The following is a 24,458-nucleotide window of genomic DNA, read 5'->3' on the forward strand; positions in this document are numbered from 1 at the left end:
CGTGAGCGTTTTTGTCAATAAAGACACGAAAGTGATCGTGCAAGGGATTACCGGTTCGCAAGGGCTGTTCCATACAAAGCAGATGATCGAGTACGGGACGAACATCGTCGGCGGCGTCACGCCGGGCAAAGGCGGCACGGAAGTCGAAGGCGTTCCGGTGTTTGACACTGTTTCGGAAGCGGTCGAAAGAACGGGAGCGAACGCCTCGGTCATTTACGTTCCGCCGGCCTTTGCTGCGGATGCCATCATGGAAGCGGTTGACGCTGGACTCGACCTTGTCGTTTGCATCACCGAAGGCATTCCGGTGCTTGATATGGTGAAAGTGAAACGGTACATGGAGGGCAAAAAGACGCGCCTCATCGGCCCGAACTGCCCGGGCGTCATTACGCCGGAAGAGTGCAAAATCGGCATTATGCCGGGCTACATCCATAAAAAAGGACATGTCGGCATTGTTTCCCGTTCCGGCACGCTGACGTACGAAGCCGTTCACCAACTGACGCAAGCCGGCATCGGCCAGTCGACGGCGGTCGGCATCGGCGGCGACCCGGTCAACGGCACAAACTTCATCGATGTGTTGAAGGCGTTTAATGAAGACGAAGAAACGTACGCGGTCATTATGATCGGCGAAATCGGCGGCACGGCGGAAGAAGAAGCGGCCGAATGGGTGAAAGCGAACATGACGAAACCGGTCGTCGGCTTTATCGGCGGGCAAACGGCGCCTCCGGGCAAACGGATGGGCCATGCCGGCGCGATCATTTCCGGCGGCAAAGGCACGGCCGCAGAGAAAATCAAAAAAATGACCGAATGCGGCATTAAAGTGGCGGAAACGCCGGCCGTGATCGGCGAAACGCTCATTTCTGTGCTGAAAGAACGCGGCTTGTACGAAAAATGCAAAACGCACTAATGGTTTGGCCCCGCACGTCCTCGTGCGGGGTGTTGCATATCATGTCTATAGATGCAATTTGAAGCTTTACCATTTTTGCCGCTTTTACAGAGCAATTGGATCGACTGTCGGGCGACCGAACAACGCCGCTTCCAGACCCATGTATGGGTCTGTGAAGCGGGTGGCTGTTCGGTCTTCCGTCACGCCAAGGCGTGACGAGGAAGCCTGCGGCTTGCCTCCGACAGTCGAAAAAATAGACAGGCGACCTTTCCGTCAAGGATATGTTAAACGTTTTCGTTGCACCTATAGATCCATGCTGAAGGTGAAAAAAGAAAGGGGAGCAGTATGTACGATACGGTTCGCGACCGACTTATCCATCTCCATCATTGCCGCGGGGCAGGATGGAAGACGATTCATTCCTTGCTTAAGGTTGATCCGACGCTCACCGCTCCATTTTCTCTGCCTCCTAATGATCTCCGCCCGCTCGTTCCGCTTTCCGACGCTCAATGGACCGCTTTTTTCCATGATTTGCATTCCATCGATGTGCAACGTGTGATAAAAACATATAAGGGCCGGTGCATTCGTGTGATCACTGTATTTGATTCCGACTATCCGCCGCTGCTTAAATATATATACGCCCCGCCGTGGGTGCTGTATGCAAAGGGGGACTCCGCTTTGCTTCAGGAGTGGAAACTGATCAGCATCGTCGGCACGAGGCGGCCGACGAAAGAAGGAATCGAAGCGTTGAACAAATTGGTGCCGCCGCTTGTTGCCGCCGGCTTTACGATCGTCAGCGGGCTCGCGTTTGGGATTGACGTGTGCGCCCACCAACTCGCCGTCCAGTATGGCGGGTCGACGATCGCCGTCATCGCCGGCGGGCTGGACCACATTTATCCGAAAGAACATCGACCGTTCGCCACCCTGCTGATGAACGAACAGTTGGTCATCGCTGAGCATCCGCCGGCAACGCGCCCACAGGCATGGCAGTTTCCCGCGCGCAATCGCATCATCAGCGGGCTGTCGCTCGGCACGCTTGTCGTGCAGGCGAAGCGAAAAAGCGGTTCGCTCATTACCGCCGCGTATGCGCTTGAGCAAGGGCGGGAAGTGTTCGCCGTCCCCGGCCCGATCGGTTTGGCGGAATCCGCTGGGCCGAATACGCTCATTCAGCACGGGGCAAAACTAGTGCAAGAAGCGGCGGACATTTTGGATGAATTCCCGTACGTGTAATGCACATGTTTGACAAATGCGGCAATAATCATTAATAATAATGAAGATTTCAATTTACCTCCTAGGGGTGGAAGATGGATGTCAGACTACTTAGTTATCGTCGAATCGCCAACGAAAGCGAAGACGATCGAACGATACTTGGGAAAAAAATATACAGTCAAAGCGTCGATGGGCCACGTCCGCGATTTGCCAAAAAGCCAAATGGGCGTTGATATAGACCACGGCTACGAGCCGAAATACATTACGATCCGCGGCAAAGGCCAGGTGATCAAAGAGTTGAAAACGGCGGCGAAAAAAGCGAAAAAAGTGTTTCTTGCCGCCGACCCCGATCGCGAAGGAGAGGCGATTGCCTGGCATTTGGCCCACATGCTCGATCTGGACATTCACTCTGAATGCCGCGTTGTCTTTCATGAGATCACGAAGGATGCTATTCAGCAATCGTTTCAGCACCCGCGCGCGATCAATATGAATCTTGTTGACGCCCAGCAGGCGCGGCGCGTGCTCGACCGCCTCGTCGGCTATAACATCAGCCCGCTCTTATGGAAAAAGGTGAAAAAAGGATTAAGCGCCGGCCGCGTCCAATCGGTGGCGCTGCGCCTCATCATCGATCGGGAACGAGAAATTCGCGAATTTCAGCCGGAAGAATATTGGACGATTCAAGCGACGTTTCAAAAAGAAGGAGAGACGTTTGCCGCCTCGTTTTACAGTATTGACGGACAAAAGCGCGATTTAAAGACGGAGGCGGATGTGAAAGCCGTGCTGGACCGCTTAAACGGAACGGCATTTGTGGTGAAAACGGTGACAAAACGAGAGCGCAAGCGCAGCCCCGTGCCGCCGTTTACGACGTCGTCGCTTCAGCAGGAAGCGGCGCGCAAACTGAATTTCCGGACGAAAAAGACGATGATGATCGCCCAGCAGCTGTACGAAGGAATCGATCTTGGCAGCCAAGGGACGGTCGGTTTGATCACGTATATGCGCACCGATTCAACGCGCGTCGCCGAGACGGCGCAGCAAGAGGCGGCGGCATATATCGAGGCGACGTTCGGCGCTATGTATGTCAACCAGGAAAAGCGGAAAGAGAAGAAAAGCACGAACGCCCAAGACGCCCATGAAGCGATCCGCCCGACATCGGCATTTCGCGATCCGGACAAAGTGAAACCGTATTTGACGCGCGACCAGTTTCGGTTGTATAAACTCATTTGGGAACGGTTCATCGCCAGTCAAATGGCGGCCGCCGTGCTTGACACCATGAGCGTCGAGTTGGAAAACAACGGTGTCGTGTTCCGCGCCAGCGGCTCGAAGGTGAAATTTCCAGGTTTTATGAAAGTGTATATTGAAGGAACGGACGATCAAACGGAAGAGCAGGACCGTATCCTCCCGGATTTGGAAGAAGAGGAAACGGTTGAGAGCGAAACGATCGAATCGAAGCAGCACTTTACTCAGCCGCCGCCGCGCTACACGGAAGCCCGCCTCGTCAAAACGTTGGAGGAACTCGGCATCGGCCGCCCGTCGACGTATGCCCCGACGCTTGATACGATCCAAAAACGCAACTATGTCGTCCTTGAGAACAAGCGGTTTGTCCCGACCGAGCTCGGCGAAATCGTTGTAGAGCTGATGCTCGAATTTTTCCCGGAAATTATCGATGTCGAGTTTACGGCGAAAATGGAAAAAGAATTGGACGAAATTGAAGAAGGGAAAGTGGAATGGATCAAAGTCGTCGACGAGTTTTACCGCGAATTTGAAAAACGGTTGAAAGTGGCGGAAAAAGAAATGCGCGCAGTTGAGATTAAGGATGAGCCGGCCGGCATTGACTGCGAGGTGTGCGGCAGTCCGATGGTGTACAAAATGGGCCGTTTCGGCAAGTTTATCGCCTGCTCGAATTTTCCGGAATGCCGCCATACGAAGCCGATTGTCAAAGAAATCGGCGTCAAGTGCCCGAAATGCCGCGAGGGCAACATCGTCGAGCGCAGCACGAAAAGAAAGCGGGTGTTTTACGGCTGCGACCGTTTCCCGGATTGCGACTTCGTCTCGTGGGATAAACCGCTCGCCCGCCCGTGTCCGAAATGCGCGGGGCTGCTTGTGGAGAAAGAGCTGAAAAAAGGTGTGCAAGTGCAATGCACGGCGTGCGACTATGAGGAGCGGCTAGAAGCCTGAATAGGCATCGGATACAATTCAGAATTTTATAAAAAAACAGTTGCGTTCATGCGGATGAATATGGTACGATGTAGTAGCCGTTGCGGGGTGAGGCGATGGAGAATTCGAAACTTGCGTTACAATTATTCATGGAATATTTACAAATCGAGAAAAATTATTCACAATATACTATTGTGTGTTACCGGCGTGACATTGAGCAGTTTTTCCGGTTTATGGATGAGGAAGGAATCGGCGCGCTCAATGAAGTGTCCTACAGCGACGTTCGTTTATATTTGACGAAACTATACGAGCAACAGTTGGCCAGCCGTTCGGTCGCCCGCAAAATTTCGAGTCTGCGCAGCTTTTACAAGTTTTTGTTGCGCGAAGGGCGGGTGGCCGAAAATCCGTTTGCGCTCGCGACACTGCCAAAAAAAGAGCAAAAAATTCCTAATTTTTTATACCCAAAAGAATTAGAAGCATTGTTTCTTGTCAATGATGAAAATACGGCCCTAGGCCAGCGCAATGCGGCGCTGCTTGAGTTGTTGTACGCGACTGGCGCTCGGGTTAGTGAATGTTGTCACATACAGCTGTCTGATGTCGATTTTGTTGCGGAAACCGTGCTCATTCACGGCAAAGGAAACAAGCAGCGCTACGTTCCGTTCGGCCGTCCGGCCCGCGAAGCGCTTGAACGGTATATCCATAGGGGCCGACGCGAACTGACAAGAAAGCTGCCGGCGGACCACCGCTATTTATTTGTCAACGCCCGAGGCAATCCGCTCACGCCTCGGGGAGTGCGCCATATTTTGGATCGGATTGTCGAAGCCGCTGCGCTGACGCAAAACATCAGCCCGCATGTGCTTCGGCATACGTTTGCGACTCATTTGCTCAACGAAGGGGCCGATCTCCGTTCGGTGCAGGAACTGCTCGGTCATGCGCATTTGTCATCGACGCAAGTGTATACACATGTAACGAAAGACCGGCTGCGGCATATTTATTTGCAGGCGCATCCGCGGGCGTAACCCGCAGGCAAGGAGGGGAAATGATGGGAGCCTTTCATGCGACGACAATTTTTGCCATCCGCCATAACGGCGCATCCGCCATGGCTGGAGACGGCCAAGTGACATTCGGCAATGCGGTCGTCATGAAGCATACAGCGAAAAAAGTGCGGCGGCTGTTCCAAGGAAACGTGCTCGCCGGTTTTGCCGGCTCCGTCGCTGACGCGTTTACGCTGTTTGAAATGTTTGAAGGCAAGCTCGAACAATGGAATGGCAACTTGCCGCGCGCGGCGGTTGAGCTGGCGAAAGAGTGGCGGAGCGATAAAGTGTTGCGCCGCCTCGAGGCGATGCTCATTGTTATGGACAAACAGCATTTGTTGCTTGTCTCCGGCACGGGCGAAGTGATTGAGCCGGATGATGGCATGCTTGCCATCGGCTCGGGCGGTCAGTATGCGTTGGCTGCTGGGCGTGCGTTGAAGAAGTACGCCGGCGGCTCGATGACCGCGAAAGAGATTGCCAAGGCGGCGCTCGAGATCGCTGCTGACATTTGCGTTTATACGAACGGCCATATTATTGTTGAAGAGCTGTAAAAAGGAGGAGGCCGATGATGGCGGAAACGTTGACTCCACGGCAGATTGTCGAAAAGCTCGATCAGTTCATCGTCGGGCAAAAAGAGGCAAAAAAGGCGGTGGCGATCGCGCTTCGCAACCGGTACCGCCGCAGTTTGCTCGATGAAAAATTGCGCGATGAAGTGATGCCGAAAAACATTTTAATGATTGGCCCGACCGGGGTCGGGAAGACGGAGATCGCCCGCCGGCTCGCCAAACTCGTCGGCGCCCCGTTCATCAAAGTCGAAGCGACGAAATTCACCGAAGTCGGTTATGTCGGGCGCGACGTCGAATCGATGGTGCGCGATTTAGTGGAAACGTCAGTTAGGCTCGTGAAAGAACGAAAAATGAACGAAGTGAAAGACAGGGCTGAACAGCAGGCGAACAAGCGGCTTGTTGAACTGCTCGTTCCGGGCAAGCCAAAGCAGACAATCAAAAATCCGCTTGAGCTGCTGTTTGGCGGCCAAGGAGCCCAAGCGGACAACAGCTACAGCCATGAGGATGAACAGGTGGAACAAAAGCGGCGCCAAGTTGCTTGGCAGTTGGCAAACGGGCAGTTGGAAAACGAGATGGTGACGATTGAAATCGAGGAACAGACGCCGTTATGGTTTGACTTTTTGCAAGGGGCAGGCATTGAGCAGATGGGGATGAACATGCAGGACGCCTTGAGCAGCCTCATGCCGAAGCGGCGCAAAAAGCGGCGTCTCAAAGTGAGTGAAGCGCGCAAAGTGCTCATCAACGAGGAAGCGCAAAAGCTGATCGACATGGATGAAGTGACGCAAGAGGCCGTCCGCCTGGCTGAGCAGTCCGGCATCATTTTTATCGATGAAATCGACAAAATCGCCCGCAGCGGAGCGGTGTCCGGCTCGGCCGACGTCTCGCGCGAAGGGGTGCAGCGCGACATTTTGCCAATTGTCGAAGGGTCGACCGTCATGACGAAGTACGGACCGGTGAAAACAGACCATATTTTATTCATCGCCGCCGGCGCGTTCCATATGGCGAAGCCGTCGGATTTGATCCCTGAGCTGCAAGGCCGTTTCCCGATCCGCGTCGAGCTTGCGAAACTTTCTGTCGACGATTTCGTAAGAATATTAGTCGAGCCGAATAACGCGCTCATTAAACAATATCAAGCTCTTTTGGCAACAGAAGGTATAAGTCTTGAATTTTCTGACGATGCTATTCGTAAGATTGCCGAGGTGGCGTTTGAAGTAAACCAGACGACCGACAACATCGGTGCGCGCCGGTTGCACACGATTTTGGAAAAACTGCTGGAAGACTTGCTGTTTGAGGCGCCGGACATCGGAATCGACAAGGTCGTCATCACACCGCAATATGTCGAGCAAAAACTCGGCAGCATCGTCAAAAACAAAGATTTAAGCGAGTTTATTTTATGAGGAGGAGATGAAATCAATGAACTTGCTAGAGAAAACGCGGAAAATCAACGCCATGTTGCAAAAGGCGGCCGGACGGCCGGTCAATTTTAAAGAAATGGCAGAAACGCTTTGCGAAGTGATTGAAGCCAATGTGTTTGTCGTCAGCCGCCGCGGCAAACTGCTTGGATTCGCCATTAAACAATCGATTGAAAACGAACGGATGAAGCGGATGCTGGAGGAGCGCCAGTTTCCGGAAGAATACACGAAAAACTTGTTCAACATTACGGAAACGTCTCCTAATATTGATATTAATAGCGAATATACGGCGTTTCCAGTGGAAAATCGTGACTTGTTCAAAACCGGATTGACGACGATTGTTCCGATCAACGGCGGAGGCGAGCGGCTCGGCACGCTCATTTTATCGCGCCTTGACCGCGAGTTTGACAATGACGATCTCATTTTGGCTGAATACGGTGCGACGGTCGTCGGCATGGAAATTCTGCGTGAAAAGGCGGAAGAAATTGAAGAGGAAGCGCGCAGCAAGGCGGTCGTGCAAATGGCGATCAGCTCCCTTTCTTACAGCGAGCTTGAGGCGATCGAACACATTTTTGAGGAGCTTGACGGAACGGAAGGGCTGCTTGTCGCGAGCAAAATCGCCGACCGCGTCGGCATCACCCGCTCGGTCATTGTCAATGCTCTGCGCAAACTAGAAAGCGCCGGAGTGATCGAATCGCGTTCACTCGGCATGAAAGGAACGTACATTAAAGTATTGAACGACAAGTTTTTAAGCGAACTTGAAAAATTGAAATCGAGCTGAACGGCGTAGCCGCCTAAGCCTGCTGGGTATTTTGGCCCGGCGGGTTTTTTGTTTTGACAAACATCCTTGGCATCGTTTTTCTGTAATGGCATCGTCGAAAAATAGTACCAAGTTCCGTCTATACATTGGGTTTTCTTTCCCGTAAAATGAAAACTAGCAGAAATTGTCGAAAAATAGGAGAAAAGAGGGGATTCCATTGGCGCTCTTTTCAGCGACGATCGGTTGGCTTGAACAAGGGCTTCGCTACGCTGCGCTTCGCCAACAGGCGATCGCCGACAACATCGCCAACGCCGATACGCCGGGCTATAAGGCGAAAGATGTGCGCTTTCAGTCTGAATTGGAACGGGCGTTTCGGCTTGAGGCCAAACGGACGAATCCGAAGCATTTTTCGTTTCCAAACGAACAAAATGGAAAAATCATCGTGACGACGGACACAACGGTGAGTTACAATCATAATGGAAACAGTGTCGATATCGATCAAGAAATGTCAAAACTAGCAGAAAACCAAATTTATTACAATGCCTTAATCGAGCGGCTCAACGGCAAATTTACAACGTTGAAAACAGTGATTAAAGGAGGGAAATAACGGGTGTCTTTGTTTCAAAGTCTAAACATTTCGGCTTCGGCGTTGACCGCCCAACGGTTGCGCATGGACGTGATTGCCTCCAACATCGCTAACGTCGATACGACGCGCGCCCGCCTTGTCAACGGCGAATGGGAGCCGTACCGCCGCAAAATGGTCATCATCGAACCGCAGAGCGGATCGTTTTCGGGCTATTTGCAGGCTGCGCTCGGCCGTGCCGACGCGGTGGACGGCGGAGTGCAGGTGCGCGAAATTGTCGATGATCCGGCGCCGTTTAAACTCGTCTACGACCCGAATCACCCGGATGCGGGCGCCGACGGCTATGTGCGTCTGCCAAACGTCGACCCGCTGAAAGAAATGGTGGACTTGATCGGGGCGACGCGTTCGTATGAGGCGAACGTTACGGTGTTGAATGCTTCAAAAGGAATGCTCATGAAGGCGCTCGAGATCGGGAAATAGCATGCGAGGGGGATAAACGATGATTGATGGAGCAAGCCGCATTGGGCTGACGATGTCTTCCGCCGTTTCGCCCCCAGCGAAGCCGGCTGAGGCGCAAAAGCAATTCGCCGCATTTTTCAAAGAGGCGCTCAACCGCGTGAACGAAGCGCAAATTCAAGCCGATGCGCTGACGGAAAAGCTCGTTCGCGGGGAGAACGTTCAGTTGCATGATGTGATGATCGCCGCGCAAAAAGCGAGCATCACGTTGCAGCTGACGCTGGAGATCCGCAACAAAGCGATCGAGGCGTATCAAGAAATGATGCGCATGCCATTGTAGCAGCAATGAATCGCAATACATACGGAAGCCGCCGCCATTGTTGCGCTATGGCGGCAGGTATTGGATCATCGGGGGAATTGTATGAGAAGGAAATGGAAAGAGTGGTGGAGCCGCGCTCGCGCGTTTTGGCAGGAACGGACAAAAAAACAGAAATGGCTCGTGCTCACTGCGGCAGCGGCCGTGCTTTTGGCCGTTGGCGTCGGCGTCTTTTTCGCCACAAGGACGGAAATGGTGCCCCTCTACAGCAATTTGTCGCCGCAAGAAGCGGGGCAAATTAAAGCAACGCTTGACCAGCGCGGCGTTCCGGCCGAAGTGGCGGACGGCGGGACGACGATTAAAGTGCCGAAAGAGCAAGTGGACGCGCTGAAAGTCGAGCTCGCTGCTGAAGGCATCCCGAACAGTGGAGTCATTGACTATTCATTTTTCGGCCAAAACGCGAGCTTCGGCATGACGGATAACGAGTTCAATATGGTGAAGCTGAAGGCGATGCAAACGGAGCTCGCCAACTTGATCAAGACGATCGACGGCGTCGAGGACGCCAAAGTCATGATCAACCTTCCGCAGCCGAGCGTATTCGTTTCCGATGAGAAAGGGGAAGCCTCGGCTTCGATCGTGCTGAAGACGAAGCCGGGCTATCAATTCAGCGACGAGCAAATCAAAGCGCTCTATCATCTCGTCGCCAAAAGTGTTCCGAATCTCTCTACAGATAATATCGTCATTATGAATCAGTTTTTTGAGTATTACGATTTAAAAAACGACGGCGAAAATTCGACAGGAACGACATTCGCCTCGCAGCAACAAATCAAAAAGCAGATCGAGCGCGACATTCAACGCCAAGTGCAGCAACTGCTCGGCACGATGATGGGGCAGGATAAAGTCGTCGTTTCCGTGACGGCGGATGTCGACTTTACGCAGGAGAAACGAGAAGAAAATTTGGTTTCTCCAGTGGACGAGAAAACGAAGCAAGGTATTGCCGTCAGCGTTCAGCGCATTAAAGAGACGTACTCCGGGAGCGGTGCGCCGCCCGGAGGCGCCGCTGGAACGGGCGCGAACGAAGTGCCGGGCTACCAAAACGCAAACGGCGCAACAAACGGCAACTATGAACGAACCGAAGAGACGATCAACAACGAGGTAAACAAAATCAAAAAGCAAATCGTCGAAAGTCCATATAAAATCCGCGACCTAGGCATCCAAGTGATGGTCGAGCCGCCTGACCCTAATGATCCGAACTCGCTGCCGCCCGAGACGGTCAATGATATTCAAAAACTGCTAGGAACGATCGTTCGGACGTCAATTGACAAAAGCGAGGCGCAAACGCTCACGGATCAAGACATCAACAACCGTATCGTCGTTTCGGTGCAAAAATTCAACGGCAAGCCGACATTCACCGAACTGGCGCCGGACCGGCCGGCGTGGTGGTGGTATGCGTCCGGTGCAGGAGCGCTGTTGCTCGTTGCCTTGCTGTTGTTCCTCTGGCTGCGCCGCCGCCGTGAAGACGAGGAAGAGGAAGAAGAACACTTGTTCACTCCGCCGCTTTCGACGGAGCCGGATTTGCCGGAGCCGCCGGAGACGGAGGCAGCGTTGCGCCGTCGACAGCTTGAGCGGCTGGCGAAAGAAAAGCCGGATGAGTTTGCAAAACTATTAAAAACGTGGCTATCGGAAGAGTAGGGGGAACGGCGTATGGCAAAGCGCGAACGAAAAGGCGGGCTGTCGGGCAGGCAAAAAGCAGCCATCCTGCTTATTTCCCTCGGCCCGGATGTGTCGGCCTCTGTCTATAAACATTTATCCGAGGAAGAGATTGAGAAGCTGACGCTAGAAATTTCCAACGTCCGTCAAGTGACGGCCGAACAAAAAGAGGAAGTGCTTGAAGAGTTTCGACAGCTCGCCTTGGCGCAAGATTACATTGCCCAAGGCGGCATCGCCTATGCGAAAGAAGTGCTTGAAAAAGCGCTCGGCCCGGATAAGGCGATGCAGATCATCAACCGCCTGACATCAGCGCTGATGGTGCGGCCGTTTGATTTCGCCCGCAAAGCCGACCCGATGCAGCTGTTAAACTTCATTCAAAATGAACATCCACAAACGATCGCTCTGATTCTTTCGTATTTGGAGCCGGCACAGGCAGGGCAAATTTTATCGGCGCTGCCGCAGGAAATGCAGGCGGATGTCGCCCGGCGCATCGCGCTGATGGACAGCACATCGCCGGAGATTATCAACGAAGTCGAGCAAATTTTGGAGCGGCGGCTGTCCGCGACCGTCGTGCAAGATTACACGCAAGCCGGCGGAATTGAGGCGGTCGTGGAAGTGCTGAACCAAGTCGACCGGAGCACGGAGCGGACGATTTTGGATGCCTTGGAAATTCAAGACCCGGAACTGGCCGAGGAAATTAAAAAACGGATGTTTGTCTTTGAAGATATCGTGACGCTCGATCACCGCGCCATTCAGCGCGTCATCCGCGAGGTGGACAACAACGATCTCATGTTGGCGCTGAAAGTAGCGAGCGACGAAGTGAAAAACATTATTTTCCGCAACATGTCGACAAGAATGGCCGAGACATTCAAAGAAGAAATGGAATATATGGGGCCAGTCCGGCTGCGTGATGTCGAGGAGGCGCAATCGCGCATCGTCGCAGTGATCCGTCGTCTCGAAGAGGCCGGAGAAATCGTCATCGCGCGCGGGGGAGGAGATGATATTATTGTCTAACGTCATTAAAGCGCCGAAATTGGCGGCGCGCGCTGGGAAAAAGACGATCATCGTGCAGCGCCATGTTTCCGATCTTCCATCGTCCGTCGACGATCGGCAGCGGGAGATGGAAGCGGTCGCCGCCGCCAAGGAAGAAGCAGCCAAGCTTCGCCGCCAGGCAGAGCAATATTACGAATCGGTGCGCGAGCAGTTGGCCCGCGAAAAAGAGGAATGGCAGCGTGAGAAAGAGCGTCTCATGCAGGAAGCGCGCGCCCGCGGGTATGAAGACGGCTATGCGGCTGGGCGCGAGGAGGCTTTGAGCGAGCACCGCGCGTTGATCGAGCAAGCCCGCCGCTTGGCGGAGCGAGCGAACACCGAATTTTACGCTCGCATCGAATCGACGGCTGAGGCGATGCTGGAGGTGGCGTTAAAAGCGGCCGAACGCATTCTCGGCGCCGCGCTTGAGGGCGATCGAAACGCTTTTTTGCCGCTCGTGCACCAAGCATTGCAGGAAGTGCGCCAGCAAACGGAAGTGGCCGTTTATGTGCATCCGCACGGCTACGAAATCGTGGCAGAACAAAAAGAGCTGCTGAAATCTGTGTTTCCGCATCGCGTTGATCTATTCATCTACCCGGATGATGCGCTTCCTGAATATGGCTGTGTCGTGGAGACGCCGTTTGGGCGCATCGAGGCGGGCGTCGATGTACAGCTTGAGCGGCTGCGCGAGGCGCTCTACCGGCGATTGAAGGAGGGGGCGTTTTCTGAACTGGCAGGCGCTTCTTGATGAAATAGACGCTGTCGACTTGTATAAACGGTTTGGCAAAGTGTCGCGCGTCATCGGCTTGATGATGGAATCGAAAGGACCGAAAAGCTCCATTGGCGATCTTTGTTACATCCATGAACAGAGCGGATGCCGGAAAATTCCCGCCGAAGTCGTCGGCTTTCATGAACAGCACGTCTTGCTTATGCCGTTTTCCGCCACGACCCATATCGCTCCCGGCTGCCTTGTCGAAGCGACCGGCCGGCCGCTTGAAGTGCACGTCGGCGATGCGCTCATTGGCATGGTTCTTGATCCGCTCGGCCAACCGCTTGACGGGAGCCCGTTGCCGCCCGGGCTGAAGCCGGTTTCGGTCGAACGCGATCCGCCCAATCCGCTCGTTCGGCCGCCGATTGTCGAACCGCTTGAAGTCGGCATCCGCGTCATCGACAGCCTGCTTGCCGTCGGCAAGGGGCAGCGCGTCGGCATTTTTGCCGGCTCGGGCGTCGGCAAAAGCACGCTCATGGGAATGATCGCCCGCCATACGTCGGCTGATGTGAACGTCATCGCCTTAATCGGCGAGCGTGGCCGCGAAGTGCGCGAGTTTTTAGAGCGCGACCTTGGCCCGGACGGCTTGGCCCGCTCGGTCGTCGTCGTCGCCACGTCCGACCAGCCGGCGCTGATGCGCGTCAAAGGCGCCTATACGGCAACGGCGATCGCCGAATATTTCCGCGACCAAGGGGCGGATGTCATGCTCATGATGGACTCGGTCACCCGCGTCGCGATGGCGCAGCGGGAGATTGGCCTTGCCGTCGGTGAGCCGCCGACGACGAAAGGCTATACGCCATCGGTCTTCGCCCTCCTGCCAAAGCTGCTTGAACGGGCTGGAACGAACGCTTCCGGCACGATCACCGCGTTTTATACAGTGCTTGTTGACGGCGATGACATGAATGAGCCGATCGCGGATGCGGTGCGCGGCATTTTGGATGGCCATTTTGTATTGGAACGCCAGCTGGCGAACAAAGGGCATTACCCGGCGATTAACGTGCTCAAAAGCGTCAGCCGCGTCATGCCCCACATGATCAGCGCAGAGCACCGCGAAGCGGCAAACCGGTTTCGCCGCCTTCTGTCCACTTATATCGATTCGGAGGATTTGATTCAAATTGGGGCGTACAAACGAGGATCGTCCCAAGAAATTGATGAGGCGATCGAATTTTATCCGCAAATGATGGCGTTTTGCCGCCAAAACATCGATGAAAAAACGACGCGCGCCGAAAGCATTGATGCCCTGTTGCGCTTGCTGTCGGTTCGGTGAGAAATCGCGCGCCATGTTCAGACGATGAAAGGGGGAACAAATGTGACGCCGACGTTTCGGCTGCAAAAAGTGCTGGCGATGAAAGAAAAAGAAAAAGAAAAGGCGCTTGGCGAATACGAGGAGGCGGTCCGCCGGTTTGAGCAGGCAGCCGAAACGCTTTACCGCCTGCTCAAGGAAAAAGAAGAATGCGCGGCGGCTCGGGATGAACAGCTTCAAGCCGGCCTGTCCGTCGGAGACATTCGCCTTAGGCTGCAATATATGGCGAATTTAGAGCGGATGATCGACCATTATCAGCTCGTCGTCATGCAGGCGCGCGAGCGGATGCAGCGCCGGCAGCAGCGTTTGATGGAATTGAATATCGAAGTGAAAAAATACGAAAAAATGCGCGAGCGCATGAAGCAGTGGGCCGAGCAGCTTGAGAGGGAAGCGGAGCGCCGCCTGTTTGATGAAATGGCGGTTCAACGTTTTGCAAGGCAAGGAGAGGTATAGATGGCGGAGAGCAAAGTTGAACAGGAAATGCAGGCGAGTTGGTGGCAATGGCTGTTGTTTGTCATTGTCATTCCGAGTGCGTTTGCCGCCTCCTTTCTGTTGTTGATTTTAAACATTGCCGGCGTTGATGCGGCCAAGGCGGCAAAGCAGTGGACCATAAAGGCGCCGTTTGTCTCCGAGTGGATCAACTGGAGCAAAAGGGAGAAAGCTTTGCAAAAAACGATTGAAGCTCAGCAGCAGACGATCAACCGGCAAAAACGAACGATCGCCGACCAACAAAAGCAAATCAAGCAGTTGAAAAATGAATTGGCGGCAAAGGAAAAGGAAATCGCCCAGCTGTCTGCGCCAAGCGGGAAAACGGACGCTCAGGCTGAGCCTGTTGACGAGCCGGCCTTGACGGAAGAAGATGTCGTCCGCATGTATGACGCCATGTCGGAAAAACAGGCGGCGGCTATTTTAGCGGAACTGCCTGAGAGCGAAGCGCTCCGTGTACTGAGCCAGATTGACGGCGACAAAGCGGCAGCCATTTTGGAACAAATGCCGGCTGGGCAGGCGGCGAAACTGTTGGCATCGTTAAGCAAAAGGGCGATGGGGAAGGAGGCGGCCGAATGAAAGTAACGATCACAGCAAACGCGCCGCTATCGGCAGGCGCTATAGCGGTGAAAAAAGAGGCGGAAAACGCAAACGTGTTTGCGGCGTTGCTTGCGCACAAGCAACAAGAGTTATTGCCCGCTGGGGCAGAGACTAGCTTGTTTCAAGAGGAGTCGAGCAAAAACAAAGAGCCAGATTGGCAAAATGGCGGAATGGAAACGGGCGCAGCCGGACAACCATCTTCAGCGGAAAAGAAGCCGGCGCAAATCGAATCATTGTGGCTTGCCCCTTCCATCATGACAGCTTTGGCTGTCGCACCTATTTCGGCAGCTGCAGGCGCGCCGCTTTTGGAGGCGGATCAGCAGGCGGAAGGGAAAACGAGTGATCATTGGACATTTCCGTTTGTCGGTGCGATGAATGGTGAAGAAACGATTGCCGCTCAGCCGGCGGCCGATGAAGCGGGATTTGAACGTGCGTTCATAACCGACGGACGGAAACGTGGTCATATCGATGCTGAATCGGGTTCGCCTTCCAGCGGAAAAACAGGGATGTTTCCACCGCTCCTGAGCGACGGCGACCAGCGTCCATTCCATGAGCAGGGAGGCAACAGGACGGTTGTCGCGCTGCCTAACGAAGCTTCTCCTGTCCGTCCGGCTGGCGAAAAAGACGTTTCGCTGCCAAAAAGGGGGGACAAGGGGCATGGCGGCGAGGCCGCTCCTTCGTTCACCACTCCTCCTGCGCTTTTATCACCCTCCTCTTCATCTGTCGGGTTGGTCGGCGAGATGCCGGCGTCAGCTGGCGGAAGCGTCGCTGATCAAGTCGCCCACGCGCTAAGGTCGGCGCGGTGGATGAAGCTTCCAAACGGTGTCATGCAGCTTGTCATCCGTCTGCATCCGGAACATCTCGGGACGGTGACGGTGAAAATGACAGAGGAAGGTGGAAAGCTCGCCGCCAAGCTGCTCGTGGCGAACGACGCGGTGAAAGAGTTGCTCTACGCTCATTTGCCGCAGCTTGCTCAGCAGCTTGATGCGAGTTCCATCACGGTCGAAAAATGGACCGTTTGGTCGGATTATGACAGCCCCGCGATGCCGCCGTATTCCGGGAACCGCCAAGGAGGGCAGCAGCAGGGCGAATCGCGGCAAAAACAAAAGCGGGAGCCATCATCTTCCTTCCCGTTTGCGCTAGACGGGATCGAAGCTGACGCATAAGGGGGAAAAGAACGAGGATGACAACGAATGCGATTGATGGAAGCTTATGGCTGGCAAACGCGGTTCAGCCGGAACGGAAAACGGGCAATCAAATTTTAGGAAAAGACGACTTTCTCAAAATTTTGCTCGCTCAGCTCGAAAATCAAGACCCGCTCAATCCAATGGAAGATAAAGACTTTATCGCGCAAATGGCGAACTTCTCCTCGCTTGAGCAAATGATGAACATCGCCAATTTGATGCAGCAATGGATGCAAGCGTCAAGCCGCGATGCGCTTTTGCGCTACAGCGAATGGATCGGCAAAACGGTGCACTGGCAAGACGGCGAGACGATGATGAGCGCCGTCGTTCAATCGGTCATGCAAAAAGACGGCCAAGTGACTCTTGGGCTTGATAACGGGACAACGATTGCCGCGGATGCGGTCGTGAAAGTCGAACAAAAAGGATAAAAGGGGAGAGGAAACCGATGCTTCGTTCCATGTATTCCGGAATCGGCGCCATGCGCAACTTTCAAACGAAGTTGGATGTCATCGGCAACAACATTGCCAATGTCAATACGTACGGGTTTAAAAAAGGACGAACGATTTTCAAAGATTTAATGAGCCAGACGATTTCTGGAGCAAGCGGGCCCAATGCCGGCCGCGGCGGGACGAATCCAAAGCAGGTCGGGCTCGGTTCGCAGCTTGCAGCGATCGACACCGTCCATACGCAAGGCAGCTTGCAAACGACCGGGCGTGTGCTCGATTTGGCCATTTCCGGCGACGGGTTTTTCGTCGTCGGCGATGCGTCCGGCAACAATCGCATGTATACGAGAGCCGGGAATTTTTATCTCGATTCGCAAGGCTATATTGTCAATGTTGATGGCCAATATTTGCTCGGTGTTGGAAATAGCCGCCTTCAAGTTCCGACAGATGCGAAAAGCTTGAGCATCGGGGCGGACGGCAAAGTGACCATTGTGGATGCTTCTGGGACTTTAAGTACGATCGGCACGATTCAGCTGGCCAAATTTGCAAACAATGACGGATTAGAAAAAGCCGGCAACAACTTGTTCCGCGAAACGACCAACTCTGGAACGCCAACGACAGGGGCACCGGGAGCGAACGGAACAGGAACGATCGTCTCCGGCGCGCTTGAGATGTCCAACGTCGACCTTGCCGAGGAATTCACGGAGATGATCGTCGCCCAGCGCGGCTTCCAGGCGAATACGCGCATCATTACGACATCGGATGAAATTTTGCAAGAGCTTGTCAACTTGAAAAAATAGAATAGGAGGTAGGGCGTGAGCGGCGTCTTGCGCCTGCTGGCCGATGATTTCGTTAACGAAGCTCAACGGCAAACGGTTTGTGCTCAATGCGTTGTACATCGAACAAATTGAAGCGTTTCCTGATACGACCGTGACGCTGACGAACGGAAAAAAATTCGTCGTGCGCGAAACGGTCGAGCAAGTGGCTGCACGAGCGAGCGAATTTTACCGGCAGCTTGGTGTGTTTCGCTTACCGAAAGCAGGAGGATTGGACAGTGAAAGGGAATAAAGCAATCAAAACGATGATCATTGTGCTGGCGGTCATCGCCTTGGCCGGAACGGCGGCGCTTGTCGCGGTGATGAAGATGGGGCATGCGGAAAAACAAGGGGCGCCAAGCGCTGACGAACTGGCGGAACGATCGATCGACATTCCGGAAATGACCACCAATTTAGCGGACGGGCGTTATATTAAAATCTCATTTAAAATTGAAACAGACAGCGATCAAGGAAAAGAAGAGGCGGAGAAACGCGATTTTCAGATGAAAGACGTGATCATCGAGCAACTTTCGCAGATGAAAGCGGCCGACTTTAAAGGAAAAGAAGGGCTGACGGCGCTGAAAGAGCGGCTGAAGCGCGAGATCAACGGATTGATGCAAGAAGGGAGAGTGGAGAACGTCTACATTACCTCTTTTATCCTCCAGTAGCCCTGTCATTGGAAGGGGGGAAGATGAAATGACGGCCGGGGAAGTATTGTCGCAAAGCGAAATTGACGCGTTGCTCGCTGCGCTTTCTGCAGGGGAGATGAGCGCGGAGGAGCTGAAAAAAGAGGAGGAAGGCCGACGCGTCAAAACGTATGATTTCCGGCGGGCGCTCCGGTTTTCCAAAGATCAAATCCGCAGCCTGACGCGCATTCATGAGAATTTCGCCCGTCTGCTGACAACGTTTTTTTCCGCCCAGTTGCGCACATATGTGCAAATTTCGGTCGCATCGGCCGACCAAATTCCATACGAAGAATTTGTCCGCTCCATCCCAAAAATGACGATCATCAATGTCTTTGAGGTGCCGCCGCTTGGCGGACATGTCCTTTTGGAAGTCAACCCGAACATCGCTTACGCCATGCTTGACCGGGTGATGGGCGGGCGCGGCGTCGGCATGGATAAAGTGGAGCATTTGACGGAGATTGAAACACGCATCATGTCCAATTTGTTTGACAAGGCGTTTGTCCATTGGCGCGACGCTTGGGAATCGGTGGCGGAAGTCGACCCGCTCTTTGTCGATTTTGAAGTCAATCCGCAGTTTTTGCGCATGATTGCGCCGAACGACACCGTCGTCGTCATTTCGCTCAACACGCAAATCGGCGAAGCGCGCGGCATGATGAATGTGTGCATTCCGCATGTCGTCTTGGAGCCGATTATGCCGCGGCTGTCGGTGCATTACTGGATGCAGGCGCAAAAAAAGGAGCGTTCCCCCGAGGAAGCGAAACGGATCGAACAGCGCATCCGCGCGGCAAAATTGCCGATTATCGCTGAACTGGGAACGGCGGTCATCACGGTCAATGAATTTCTTCAACTCGAGGCCGGCGATGTCATTCAGCTCGAGCAGTCGATTCATGAGCCGCTCGTGGTCAAAATCGGCCATATTCCAAAGTTTATCGGCCAGCCGGGGAAGCGGAACAAAAAGCTGGCGGTGCAAATTTTAGCGATGATCGAGGGGGACGAAGACGACCATGATGAATGATGGAATGTTGTCGCAGGATGAAATTGATGCTTTGTTGCGCGGAATGGACAGCGACGGACATATTCCGGCGCTTCATGATATTCTCTCTCCACTTGAGCAGGACGCCCTTGGGGAAATCGGCAATATTTCTTTCGGCAGTTCGGCCACTGCCCTGTCGATGTTATTGAACCAAAAAGTGGAAATTACGACGCCAAGCGTGTCCATTATCGAGCGCACAAGCGTCGCTGATGAATTTCCGCAGCCATATGTCGCCATCCAAGTCAACTATACGGAAGGGCTGCTAGGGACAAACTTGTTGGTCATTAAACAGCAAGACGCGGCGATTATCGCTGATTTAATGCTTGGCGGCGACGGAACGGCGGCCGATGGTCCGCTCGGAGAGATTCAGCTGAGCGCTGTTCAAGAAGCGATGAACCAAATGATGGGCTCAGCGGCGACGTCGATGTCGACCGTCTTTGGCAAGCGGGTTGATATTTCCCCGCCGACGCTCCACCTGCTTGATTTGGCGGAAGGAAAAGGGATGGAATATTTGCCGGATGAAGATTTTCTCATTAAAGTGTCGTTTCGGCTGAAAATCGGCGAGTTGATCGACTCAAGCATTATGCAGCTGTTGCCGGTCGATTTCGCGAAAGAATTGGTTGCCCAATTGCTCGGCTCGCCGCTTGAGGAGCCGGGGGCTGCGGAAGTTAACCTCAAGTCGTCGGCGGACGCGCGGCCGTTTAGCGAGCCGCAGCCTGTTCCGACTTACGCTCAGGCGAACGGCGGTGCGGCCGTTTCAGAAGCGGCGAGCCGCTCGACGGATGAACCGCCGGCTGGGCGCGCGGACAAGGAGAGGGATGGTGCAACCGCTCGGCATATTCAAACCGCCGATTTCGTCGAGTTCGATGCCCCGCCGCTTGCGGCAACGGAGGCGCGCAATTTGGAGCTGCTGTTTGATGTGCCGCTGCAGGTGACGGTTGAACTCGGACGGACGAAGCGATCGGTGCAGGAAATTTTGCAGCTGTCGACTGGATCGATCATTGAGCTCGATAAACTGGCCGGCGAACCGGTCGATGTGTTTGTCAACAACAAGCTGATCGCGAAAGGCGAGGTTGTCGTCATCGATGAAAATTTCGGCGTCCGCATCACGGACATCATCAGCCAAAGCGATCGGCTGACAAAGCTAAAATAAACAGGCGTTTGGGAGGTAAGGGGACATGGCAAGAGTGCTTGTCGTTGATGATGCGGCATTTATGCGCATGATGATTAAAGACATTTTGACGAAAAACGGACATGAAGTCGTCGCCGAAGCGGCCGATGGGCGGCAGGCGATCGAGAAATACAAGGAAACGCGGCCCGATGTAGTGACAATGGATATTACGATGCCGGAGATGGATGGGATTGCGGCGCTCAAGGAAATTAAAAAAATCGACAGCAACGCCAAAGTCATTATGTGCTCCGCGATGGGGCAGCAGGCAATGGTGATTGATGCCATTCAAGCCGGAGCGAAAGATTTTGTGGTCAAGCCGTTCCAAGCGGACCGCGTCATCGAAGCGATCAACAAAACGATCGGGTGAGCGATCAGAGGTGGAAACGATGGCAATTTGGCGCTGGGCGGCCGTTTTGCTGGCAGCAGCCATCGCTTTGGGGCCGACGCCGGCATCAGCCGCCCAAAGCCCGACGGTCGCCGACTGCCTGCAGCATCCCGATTCATGCGGGAAGTCAGCTCCTTCCGGGCAACAGACAAAACAGACAGCGAATCAAGCCGCTGATGCGGTTTCCGCTTCCGATGTGCTTCGGCTCATCGGCGCGACCGCCTTTGTTCTCATTCTCCTTTATGCGGTGTTAAGGTGGATGTCCCGCCGTCAGTCGTTTGTTTCAAGCCAAAAGGGTGTCATCGAACATCTCGGCGGGACGAGCGTCGGGACGAACCGTTCTGTACAGCTCATTAAAGTCGGCCGTCGGCTGCTCGTCATCGGTGTCGGCGATTCGATTCAGCTGCTTACGGAAATTGAAGACGAACAAGAAATGAATGAGCTGTTAGCGCAGCATCGCGAGCGGTTGGAACGAATGGCGGAGTTCGGCCGGCTTGGCTCCTTCCTTCGAGGCGAGTGGACGGGGAAATCAAAGCGGAAAAACGGTTTGCCGCCGTCGTTTTCGACGCTGTTGGCTGAGGAGATGAAGCAAATGACTGAAAAACGGAACGAGTGGCTGAAGCGGCTGAAAGGGAAAGGAACGGCGGGCGATGAGTGAATTTGTCCATATGTTTGATTCGATGGCTCCCGAGCACGTGTCGACAGCGGTGAAGCTTCTTCTGCTGCTCACCGTGTTGTCGATCGCACCCGGCATTCTCATTATGATGACATGTTTTACCCGCATCGTCATCGTTTTGTCGTTTGTGCGCACGGCGCTCGGCACGCAGCAGATGCCGCCGAACCAAGTGCTCGTCGGGCTCGCCTTGTTTTTAACGTTTTTCATTATGGCGCCGACTTGGAAAGACATCAACGATCAGGCATTGCAGCCGCTGTTTGCCGACAAAATTGACTTGGAGGAGGCGTATGAACGGGCGGCTGTTCCGCTGAAGCAGTTTATGAGCCAATACACAAGGCAGGAAGATTTGGCGCTGTTTTTATCATACAGCGGCGCCAAACAGCCGAAAACGATCAACGACATCCCGATGACCGCGCTCGTGCCGGCGTTTGCCATCAGTGAGTTGAAAACGGCGTTTCAAATGGGCTTTATGATTTTTATTCCGTTTTTAGTCATCGACATGATCGTCGCCAGCGTCTTAATGTCGATGGGGATGATGATGCTGCCGCCAGTGATGATTTCGCTGCCGTTTAAAATTTTATTGTTTGTCCTTGTTGATGGCTGGCATTTGGTCGTCAAATCATTGTTGCAAAGTTTTCAATAAAGATAGGTGGCGTTTATGAGTGCCGATTTCATCATCCGCCTTGCTGAACAAGGCGTGTATATCGTGCTTGTCGTCTGCGGGCCGCTCTTGTTGTTGTCCCTTGCCGTCGGGCTTGTCGTCAGCATTTTCCAGGCGGCGACGCAAATTCAAGAGCAGACGCTCGCGTTTGTGCCGAAAATCGTCGCCGTCTTGCTTGGACTTGTGTTCTTTGGGCCGTGGATGCTCTCGAAAATGGTGTCGTACGCGCACGATATTTTCAACAATCTTGCTTCGTTTATAGGTTGATCGGCGATGGAACAAGCATGGACTTATTTTCCGGCGTTTTTGCTCGTCTTTGTCCGCGCCGCTTCGTTTTTCGCGGCGATGCCGTTGTTTTCCTACCGGACCGTGCCGGCTTCGTATAAAGCCGGATTGGCGTTTTTGTTCAGCTGGCTGTTGTTTTTGGCGATGCCCAAACCGGTGTTGGCGCTTGACGGCGTGTATGTATTGCTTGTCGTAAAAGAAGCGCTCGTCGGATTGGCGCTTGGGCTGCTGGCAGCGATCCTCATGGCGGCGATGCAAATCGCCGGCGGCTTGATCGATTTTCAAATCGGGTTTGCCATCGCCAACGTCATCGACCCGCAAACTGGAGCGCAAAGCCCGCTGCTTGGCGAATATCTTCATTTGCTCGCCCTGCTGCTTTTGCTCGCTCTCGATGGCCACCATTTGCTGCTTGACGGCATGTTTTACAGCTATCATTGGTTGCCGCTTGACCGCCTGCCGCACGTTGCTGACGGTCGGGCGGTGGAATACGCGGTGCGGGCGTTTGCTGCGATGTTCGCCGCCGCTTTCCAAATGGCGGCCCCGCTTGTCGGATCGCTCTTTTTAGTCGACGTGGCGCTTGGCATCATCGCCCGCGCGGTGCCGCAAATGAACATTTTTGCGGTCGGCTTTTCCGCCAAAACGGCAGCGGCGTTTTTGCTCCTGTTGGCGGGGATTGGGACGATATTGCTTGCGGCGCGCAGTGTATTTCACTTCATGTTTGCCTCGTTGCGCGAGTTGATGCGGCTGTTGGGGGGCGGATAAGATGGGCGAGTGGCGGCTCGATTTGCAATTTTTCGCTGGGGAAAAAACGGAAAAGGCGACGCCTCGCAAACGGCAAGAAGTGCGGGAAAAAGGACAGGTGGCCAAAAGCGGTGATGTCGTCTCCGCTTCCGTGTTGCTTGCTTCATTTCTTGCTTTGTCCTTGGCCGGGGCGTACGAGCGGGACGGTCTGCTGCGGTTGTTCGCCCGCGCCTTGTCCGATTCTGCCTCCCCTTCGTTGACGGTTGACTCGCTTCACCGGCTGTTTCTTGACTGGCTTTCCCATGCATCCTTGCTTTTGGCGCCGCTGTTCGCCGCCGCAGTGCTGGCGGCTGGGTTGGCCAACTTTTTGCAAATCGGCGCCTTGTTCACCGTTGAACCGTTAAAAATGGATGGGAACCGCCTCAATCCCGTGCAAGGAATGAAACGGCTGTTTTCGTTGCGCGCCTTGGTCGAGCTGTTGAAATCCGTGTTAAAAGCTGGAATCATCGGTGCGGTCGTGTTTGCGGCGCTGTTGGCCGAACGAAGCGAGCTTGCGGCGCTCGTTTCCAAGACGCCGGGTGAGGCTTTGACTGTCGTCGGCGGCTTGACGGTGAAAATGGGGCTGTACGCCGCGGGGGCGCTCTTGTTTTTAGCGCTGTTTGATTACTTGTATCAGCGGTTTGAATTTGAAAAAAGCATCCGCATGTCCAAACAGGACATTAAAGATGAATACAAAAAGACGGAAGGCGATCCACTCATCAAATCGCGCATCAAGCAAAAACAGCGTGAGATGGCGATGAGGCGGATGATGCAGGAAGTGCCGAACGCGGATGTCGTCATTACCAACCCGACGCATTACGCCGTGGCCCTCAAGTATGAAGACGGCAAGATGGAAGCGCCAGTCGTCGTCGCGAAAGGGGCGGATTATATGGCGTTGAAAATCAAGGAAGTGGCGAAAACCCATGGCGTCGTGACGGTCGAAAATCGCCCGCTTGCGCAGGCGCTCTACCGCCAGACGGAAGTCGGCGACATGATTCCAGAGGCGTTTTTTAAGGCAGTGGCGGAAATTTTGGCGTACGTCTATCGGCTCAAAGGAAACGTGTAGCAACAA

At 54.1% G+C, this 24,458-nt stretch carries 29 protein-coding genes; all 29 read left to right on the forward strand.

Annotated elements, in window-relative coordinates; all coding sequences use genetic code 11:
* The first annotated feature begins 1 nt into the window (after nucleotide 1).
* On the forward strand, nucleotides 2–904 hold the full coding sequence (gene sucD, locus GYMC52_RS05785) for a succinate--CoA ligase subunit alpha (RefSeq protein WP_011230709.1): 903 nt from the start codon (nucleotides 2–4) through the stop codon (nucleotides 902–904).
* Between the two features lie 324 nt (nucleotides 905–1,228).
* Nucleotides 1,229–2,110: a DNA-processing protein DprA gene (gene dprA / locus GYMC52_RS05790; RefSeq protein WP_013523391.1), complete on the forward strand. Its 882-nt coding sequence runs from the start codon at nucleotides 1,229–1,231 to the stop codon at nucleotides 2,108–2,110.
* Between the two features lie 78 nt (nucleotides 2,111–2,188).
* Nucleotides 2,189–4,264, forward strand: a complete 2,076-nt coding sequence (gene topA, locus GYMC52_RS05795; protein WP_013523392.1) for a type I DNA topoisomerase — start codon at nucleotides 2,189–2,191, stop codon at nucleotides 4,262–4,264.
* Between the two features lie 95 nt (nucleotides 4,265–4,359).
* Nucleotides 4,360–5,262: a tyrosine recombinase XerC gene (gene xerC, locus GYMC52_RS05800; protein WP_013145764.1), complete on the forward strand. Its 903-nt coding sequence runs from the start codon at nucleotides 4,360–4,362 to the stop codon at nucleotides 5,260–5,262.
* Between the two features lie 23 nt (nucleotides 5,263–5,285).
* Entirely contained in the window at nucleotides 5,286–5,828 is a 543-nt protein-coding gene (gene hslV, locus GYMC52_RS05805; protein WP_011230713.1) for an ATP-dependent protease subunit HslV, read from the forward strand.
* Nucleotides 5,829–5,845: 17 nt separating this feature from the next.
* Nucleotides 5,846–7,240: an HslU--HslV peptidase ATPase subunit gene (hslU, locus tag GYMC52_RS05810; RefSeq protein WP_013523393.1), complete on the forward strand. Its 1,395-nt coding sequence runs from the start codon at nucleotides 5,846–5,848 to the stop codon at nucleotides 7,238–7,240.
* Nucleotides 7,241–7,256: 16 nt separating this feature from the next.
* Entirely contained in the window at nucleotides 7,257–8,036 is a 780-nt protein-coding gene (gene codY / locus GYMC52_RS05815; RefSeq protein WP_011230715.1) for a GTP-sensing pleiotropic transcriptional regulator CodY, read from the forward strand.
* Between the two features lie 196 nt (nucleotides 8,037–8,232).
* The gene (gene flgB / locus GYMC52_RS05820; RefSeq protein ID WP_013523394.1) at nucleotides 8,233–8,622 is read left to right on the forward strand and encodes a flagellar basal body rod protein FlgB; all 390 of its coding nucleotides are present in this window, start codon (nucleotides 8,233–8,235) and stop codon (nucleotides 8,620–8,622) included.
* Between the two features lie 3 nt (nucleotides 8,623–8,625).
* A complete protein-coding gene (flgC, locus tag GYMC52_RS05825; protein ID WP_013523395.1) occupies nucleotides 8,626–9,078 on the forward strand; it encodes a flagellar basal body rod protein FlgC in 453 nt (150 codons plus the stop codon).
* Nucleotides 9,079–9,097: 19 nt separating this feature from the next.
* Nucleotides 9,098–9,394 carry a flagellar hook-basal body complex protein FliE gene (fliE, locus tag GYMC52_RS05830; protein ID WP_011230718.1) on the forward strand — a complete coding sequence of 99 codons (297 nt, stop codon included), beginning with the start codon at nucleotides 9,098–9,100 and terminating at the stop codon, nucleotides 9,392–9,394.
* An 81-nt stretch (nucleotides 9,395–9,475) separates the two neighbouring features.
* Nucleotides 9,476–11,062 (forward strand): flagellar basal-body MS-ring/collar protein FliF, encoded by a 1,587-nt coding sequence (fliF, locus tag GYMC52_RS05835; RefSeq protein WP_013523396.1) that lies wholly within the window; start codon nucleotides 9,476–9,478, stop codon nucleotides 11,060–11,062.
* Nucleotides 11,063–11,074: 12 nt separating this feature from the next.
* On the forward strand, nucleotides 11,075–12,094 hold the full coding sequence (gene fliG, locus GYMC52_RS05840) for a flagellar motor switch protein FliG (RefSeq protein ID WP_011230720.1): 1,020 nt from the start codon (nucleotides 11,075–11,077) through the stop codon (nucleotides 12,092–12,094).
* On the forward strand, nucleotides 12,078–12,857 hold the full coding sequence (gene fliH, locus GYMC52_RS05845; protein ID WP_013523397.1) for a flagellar assembly protein FliH: 780 nt from the start codon (nucleotides 12,078–12,080) through the stop codon (nucleotides 12,855–12,857). Before fliG ends, fliH begins: the two co-directional genes overlap by 17 nt.
* A complete protein-coding gene (fliI, locus tag GYMC52_RS05850) occupies nucleotides 12,835–14,145 on the forward strand; it encodes a flagellar protein export ATPase FliI (protein ID WP_083777781.1) in 1,311 nt (436 codons plus the stop codon). The genes fliH and fliI overlap by 23 nt, the downstream gene beginning before the upstream one ends.
* Before the next feature lie 42 nt (nucleotides 14,146–14,187).
* A complete protein-coding gene (gene fliJ / locus GYMC52_RS05855; RefSeq protein ID WP_013145757.1) occupies nucleotides 14,188–14,634 on the forward strand; it encodes a flagellar export protein FliJ in 447 nt (148 codons plus the stop codon).
* Nucleotides 14,635–15,246 (forward strand): MotE family protein, encoded by a 612-nt coding sequence (locus tag GYMC52_RS05860; protein WP_013523399.1) that lies wholly within the window; start codon nucleotides 14,635–14,637, stop codon nucleotides 15,244–15,246.
* The gene (locus GYMC52_RS05865) at nucleotides 15,243–16,433 is read left to right on the forward strand and encodes a flagellar hook-length control protein FliK (protein WP_013523400.1); all 1,191 of its coding nucleotides are present in this window, start codon (nucleotides 15,243–15,245) and stop codon (nucleotides 16,431–16,433) included. The genes GYMC52_RS05860 and GYMC52_RS05865 overlap by 4 nt, the downstream gene beginning before the upstream one ends.
* 17 nt (nucleotides 16,434–16,450) lie before the next feature.
* Nucleotides 16,451–16,879, forward strand: a complete 429-nt coding sequence (flgD, locus tag GYMC52_RS05870; RefSeq protein WP_013523401.1) for a flagellar hook assembly protein FlgD — start codon at nucleotides 16,451–16,453, stop codon at nucleotides 16,877–16,879.
* Between the two features lie 17 nt (nucleotides 16,880–16,896).
* Complete coding sequence (flgG, locus tag GYMC52_RS05875) at nucleotides 16,897–17,694, forward strand: flagellar basal body rod protein FlgG (protein ID WP_013523402.1); 798 nt, start codon at nucleotides 16,897–16,899, stop codon at nucleotides 17,692–17,694.
* 43 nt (nucleotides 17,695–17,737) lie between these two features.
* The gene (locus tag GYMC52_RS05880) at nucleotides 17,738–17,962 is read left to right on the forward strand and encodes a flagellar FlbD family protein (RefSeq protein ID WP_011230728.1); all 225 of its coding nucleotides are present in this window, start codon (nucleotides 17,738–17,740) and stop codon (nucleotides 17,960–17,962) included.
* A complete protein-coding gene (gene fliL, locus GYMC52_RS05885; protein ID WP_011230729.1) occupies nucleotides 17,949–18,377 on the forward strand; it encodes a flagellar basal body-associated protein FliL in 429 nt (142 codons plus the stop codon). Before GYMC52_RS05880 ends, fliL begins: the two co-directional genes overlap by 14 nt.
* A 28-nt stretch (nucleotides 18,378–18,405) precedes the next feature.
* On the forward strand, nucleotides 18,406–19,410 hold the full coding sequence (gene fliM / locus GYMC52_RS05890; protein ID WP_011230730.1) for a flagellar motor switch protein FliM: 1,005 nt from the start codon (nucleotides 18,406–18,408) through the stop codon (nucleotides 19,408–19,410).
* Nucleotides 19,400–20,581 (forward strand): flagellar motor switch phosphatase FliY, encoded by a 1,182-nt coding sequence (gene fliY, locus GYMC52_RS05895; RefSeq protein ID WP_013523403.1) that lies wholly within the window; start codon nucleotides 19,400–19,402, stop codon nucleotides 20,579–20,581. Before fliM ends, fliY begins: the two co-directional genes overlap by 11 nt.
* Nucleotides 20,582–20,606: 25 nt before the next feature.
* Nucleotides 20,607–20,966: a response regulator gene (locus GYMC52_RS05900; protein WP_013145750.1), complete on the forward strand. Its 360-nt coding sequence runs from the start codon at nucleotides 20,607–20,609 to the stop codon at nucleotides 20,964–20,966.
* Nucleotides 20,967–20,985: 19 nt separating this feature from the next.
* Nucleotides 20,986–21,642 carry a flagella biosynthesis regulatory protein FliZ gene (gene fliZ, locus GYMC52_RS05905; protein WP_013523404.1) on the forward strand — a complete coding sequence of 219 codons (657 nt, stop codon included), beginning with the start codon at nucleotides 20,986–20,988 and terminating at the stop codon, nucleotides 21,640–21,642.
* Nucleotides 21,635–22,303: a flagellar type III secretion system pore protein FliP gene (gene fliP / locus GYMC52_RS05910; protein ID WP_013145748.1), complete on the forward strand. Its 669-nt coding sequence runs from the start codon at nucleotides 21,635–21,637 to the stop codon at nucleotides 22,301–22,303. Before fliZ ends, fliP begins: the two co-directional genes overlap by 8 nt.
* Before the next feature lie 15 nt (nucleotides 22,304–22,318).
* Entirely contained in the window at nucleotides 22,319–22,588 is a 270-nt protein-coding gene (gene fliQ, locus GYMC52_RS05915) for a flagellar biosynthesis protein FliQ (RefSeq protein ID WP_011230735.1), read from the forward strand.
* Nucleotides 22,589–22,594: 6 nt separating this feature from the next.
* Nucleotides 22,595–23,368 (forward strand): flagellar biosynthetic protein FliR, encoded by a 774-nt coding sequence (gene fliR, locus GYMC52_RS05920; protein ID WP_013523405.1) that lies wholly within the window; start codon nucleotides 22,595–22,597, stop codon nucleotides 23,366–23,368.
* Nucleotide 23,369: 1 nt separating this feature from the next.
* Nucleotides 23,370–24,452, forward strand: a complete 1,083-nt coding sequence (flhB, locus tag GYMC52_RS05925; protein WP_013523406.1) for a flagellar biosynthesis protein FlhB — start codon at nucleotides 23,370–23,372, stop codon at nucleotides 24,450–24,452.
* The last annotated feature ends 6 nt before the right edge of the window (nucleotides 24,453–24,458 follow it).

The organism is Geobacillus sp. Y412MC52, assembly GCF_000174795.2.
In the GTDB taxonomy this organism is placed as follows: domain Bacteria; phylum Bacillota; class Bacilli; order Bacillales; family Anoxybacillaceae; genus Geobacillus; species Geobacillus thermoleovorans.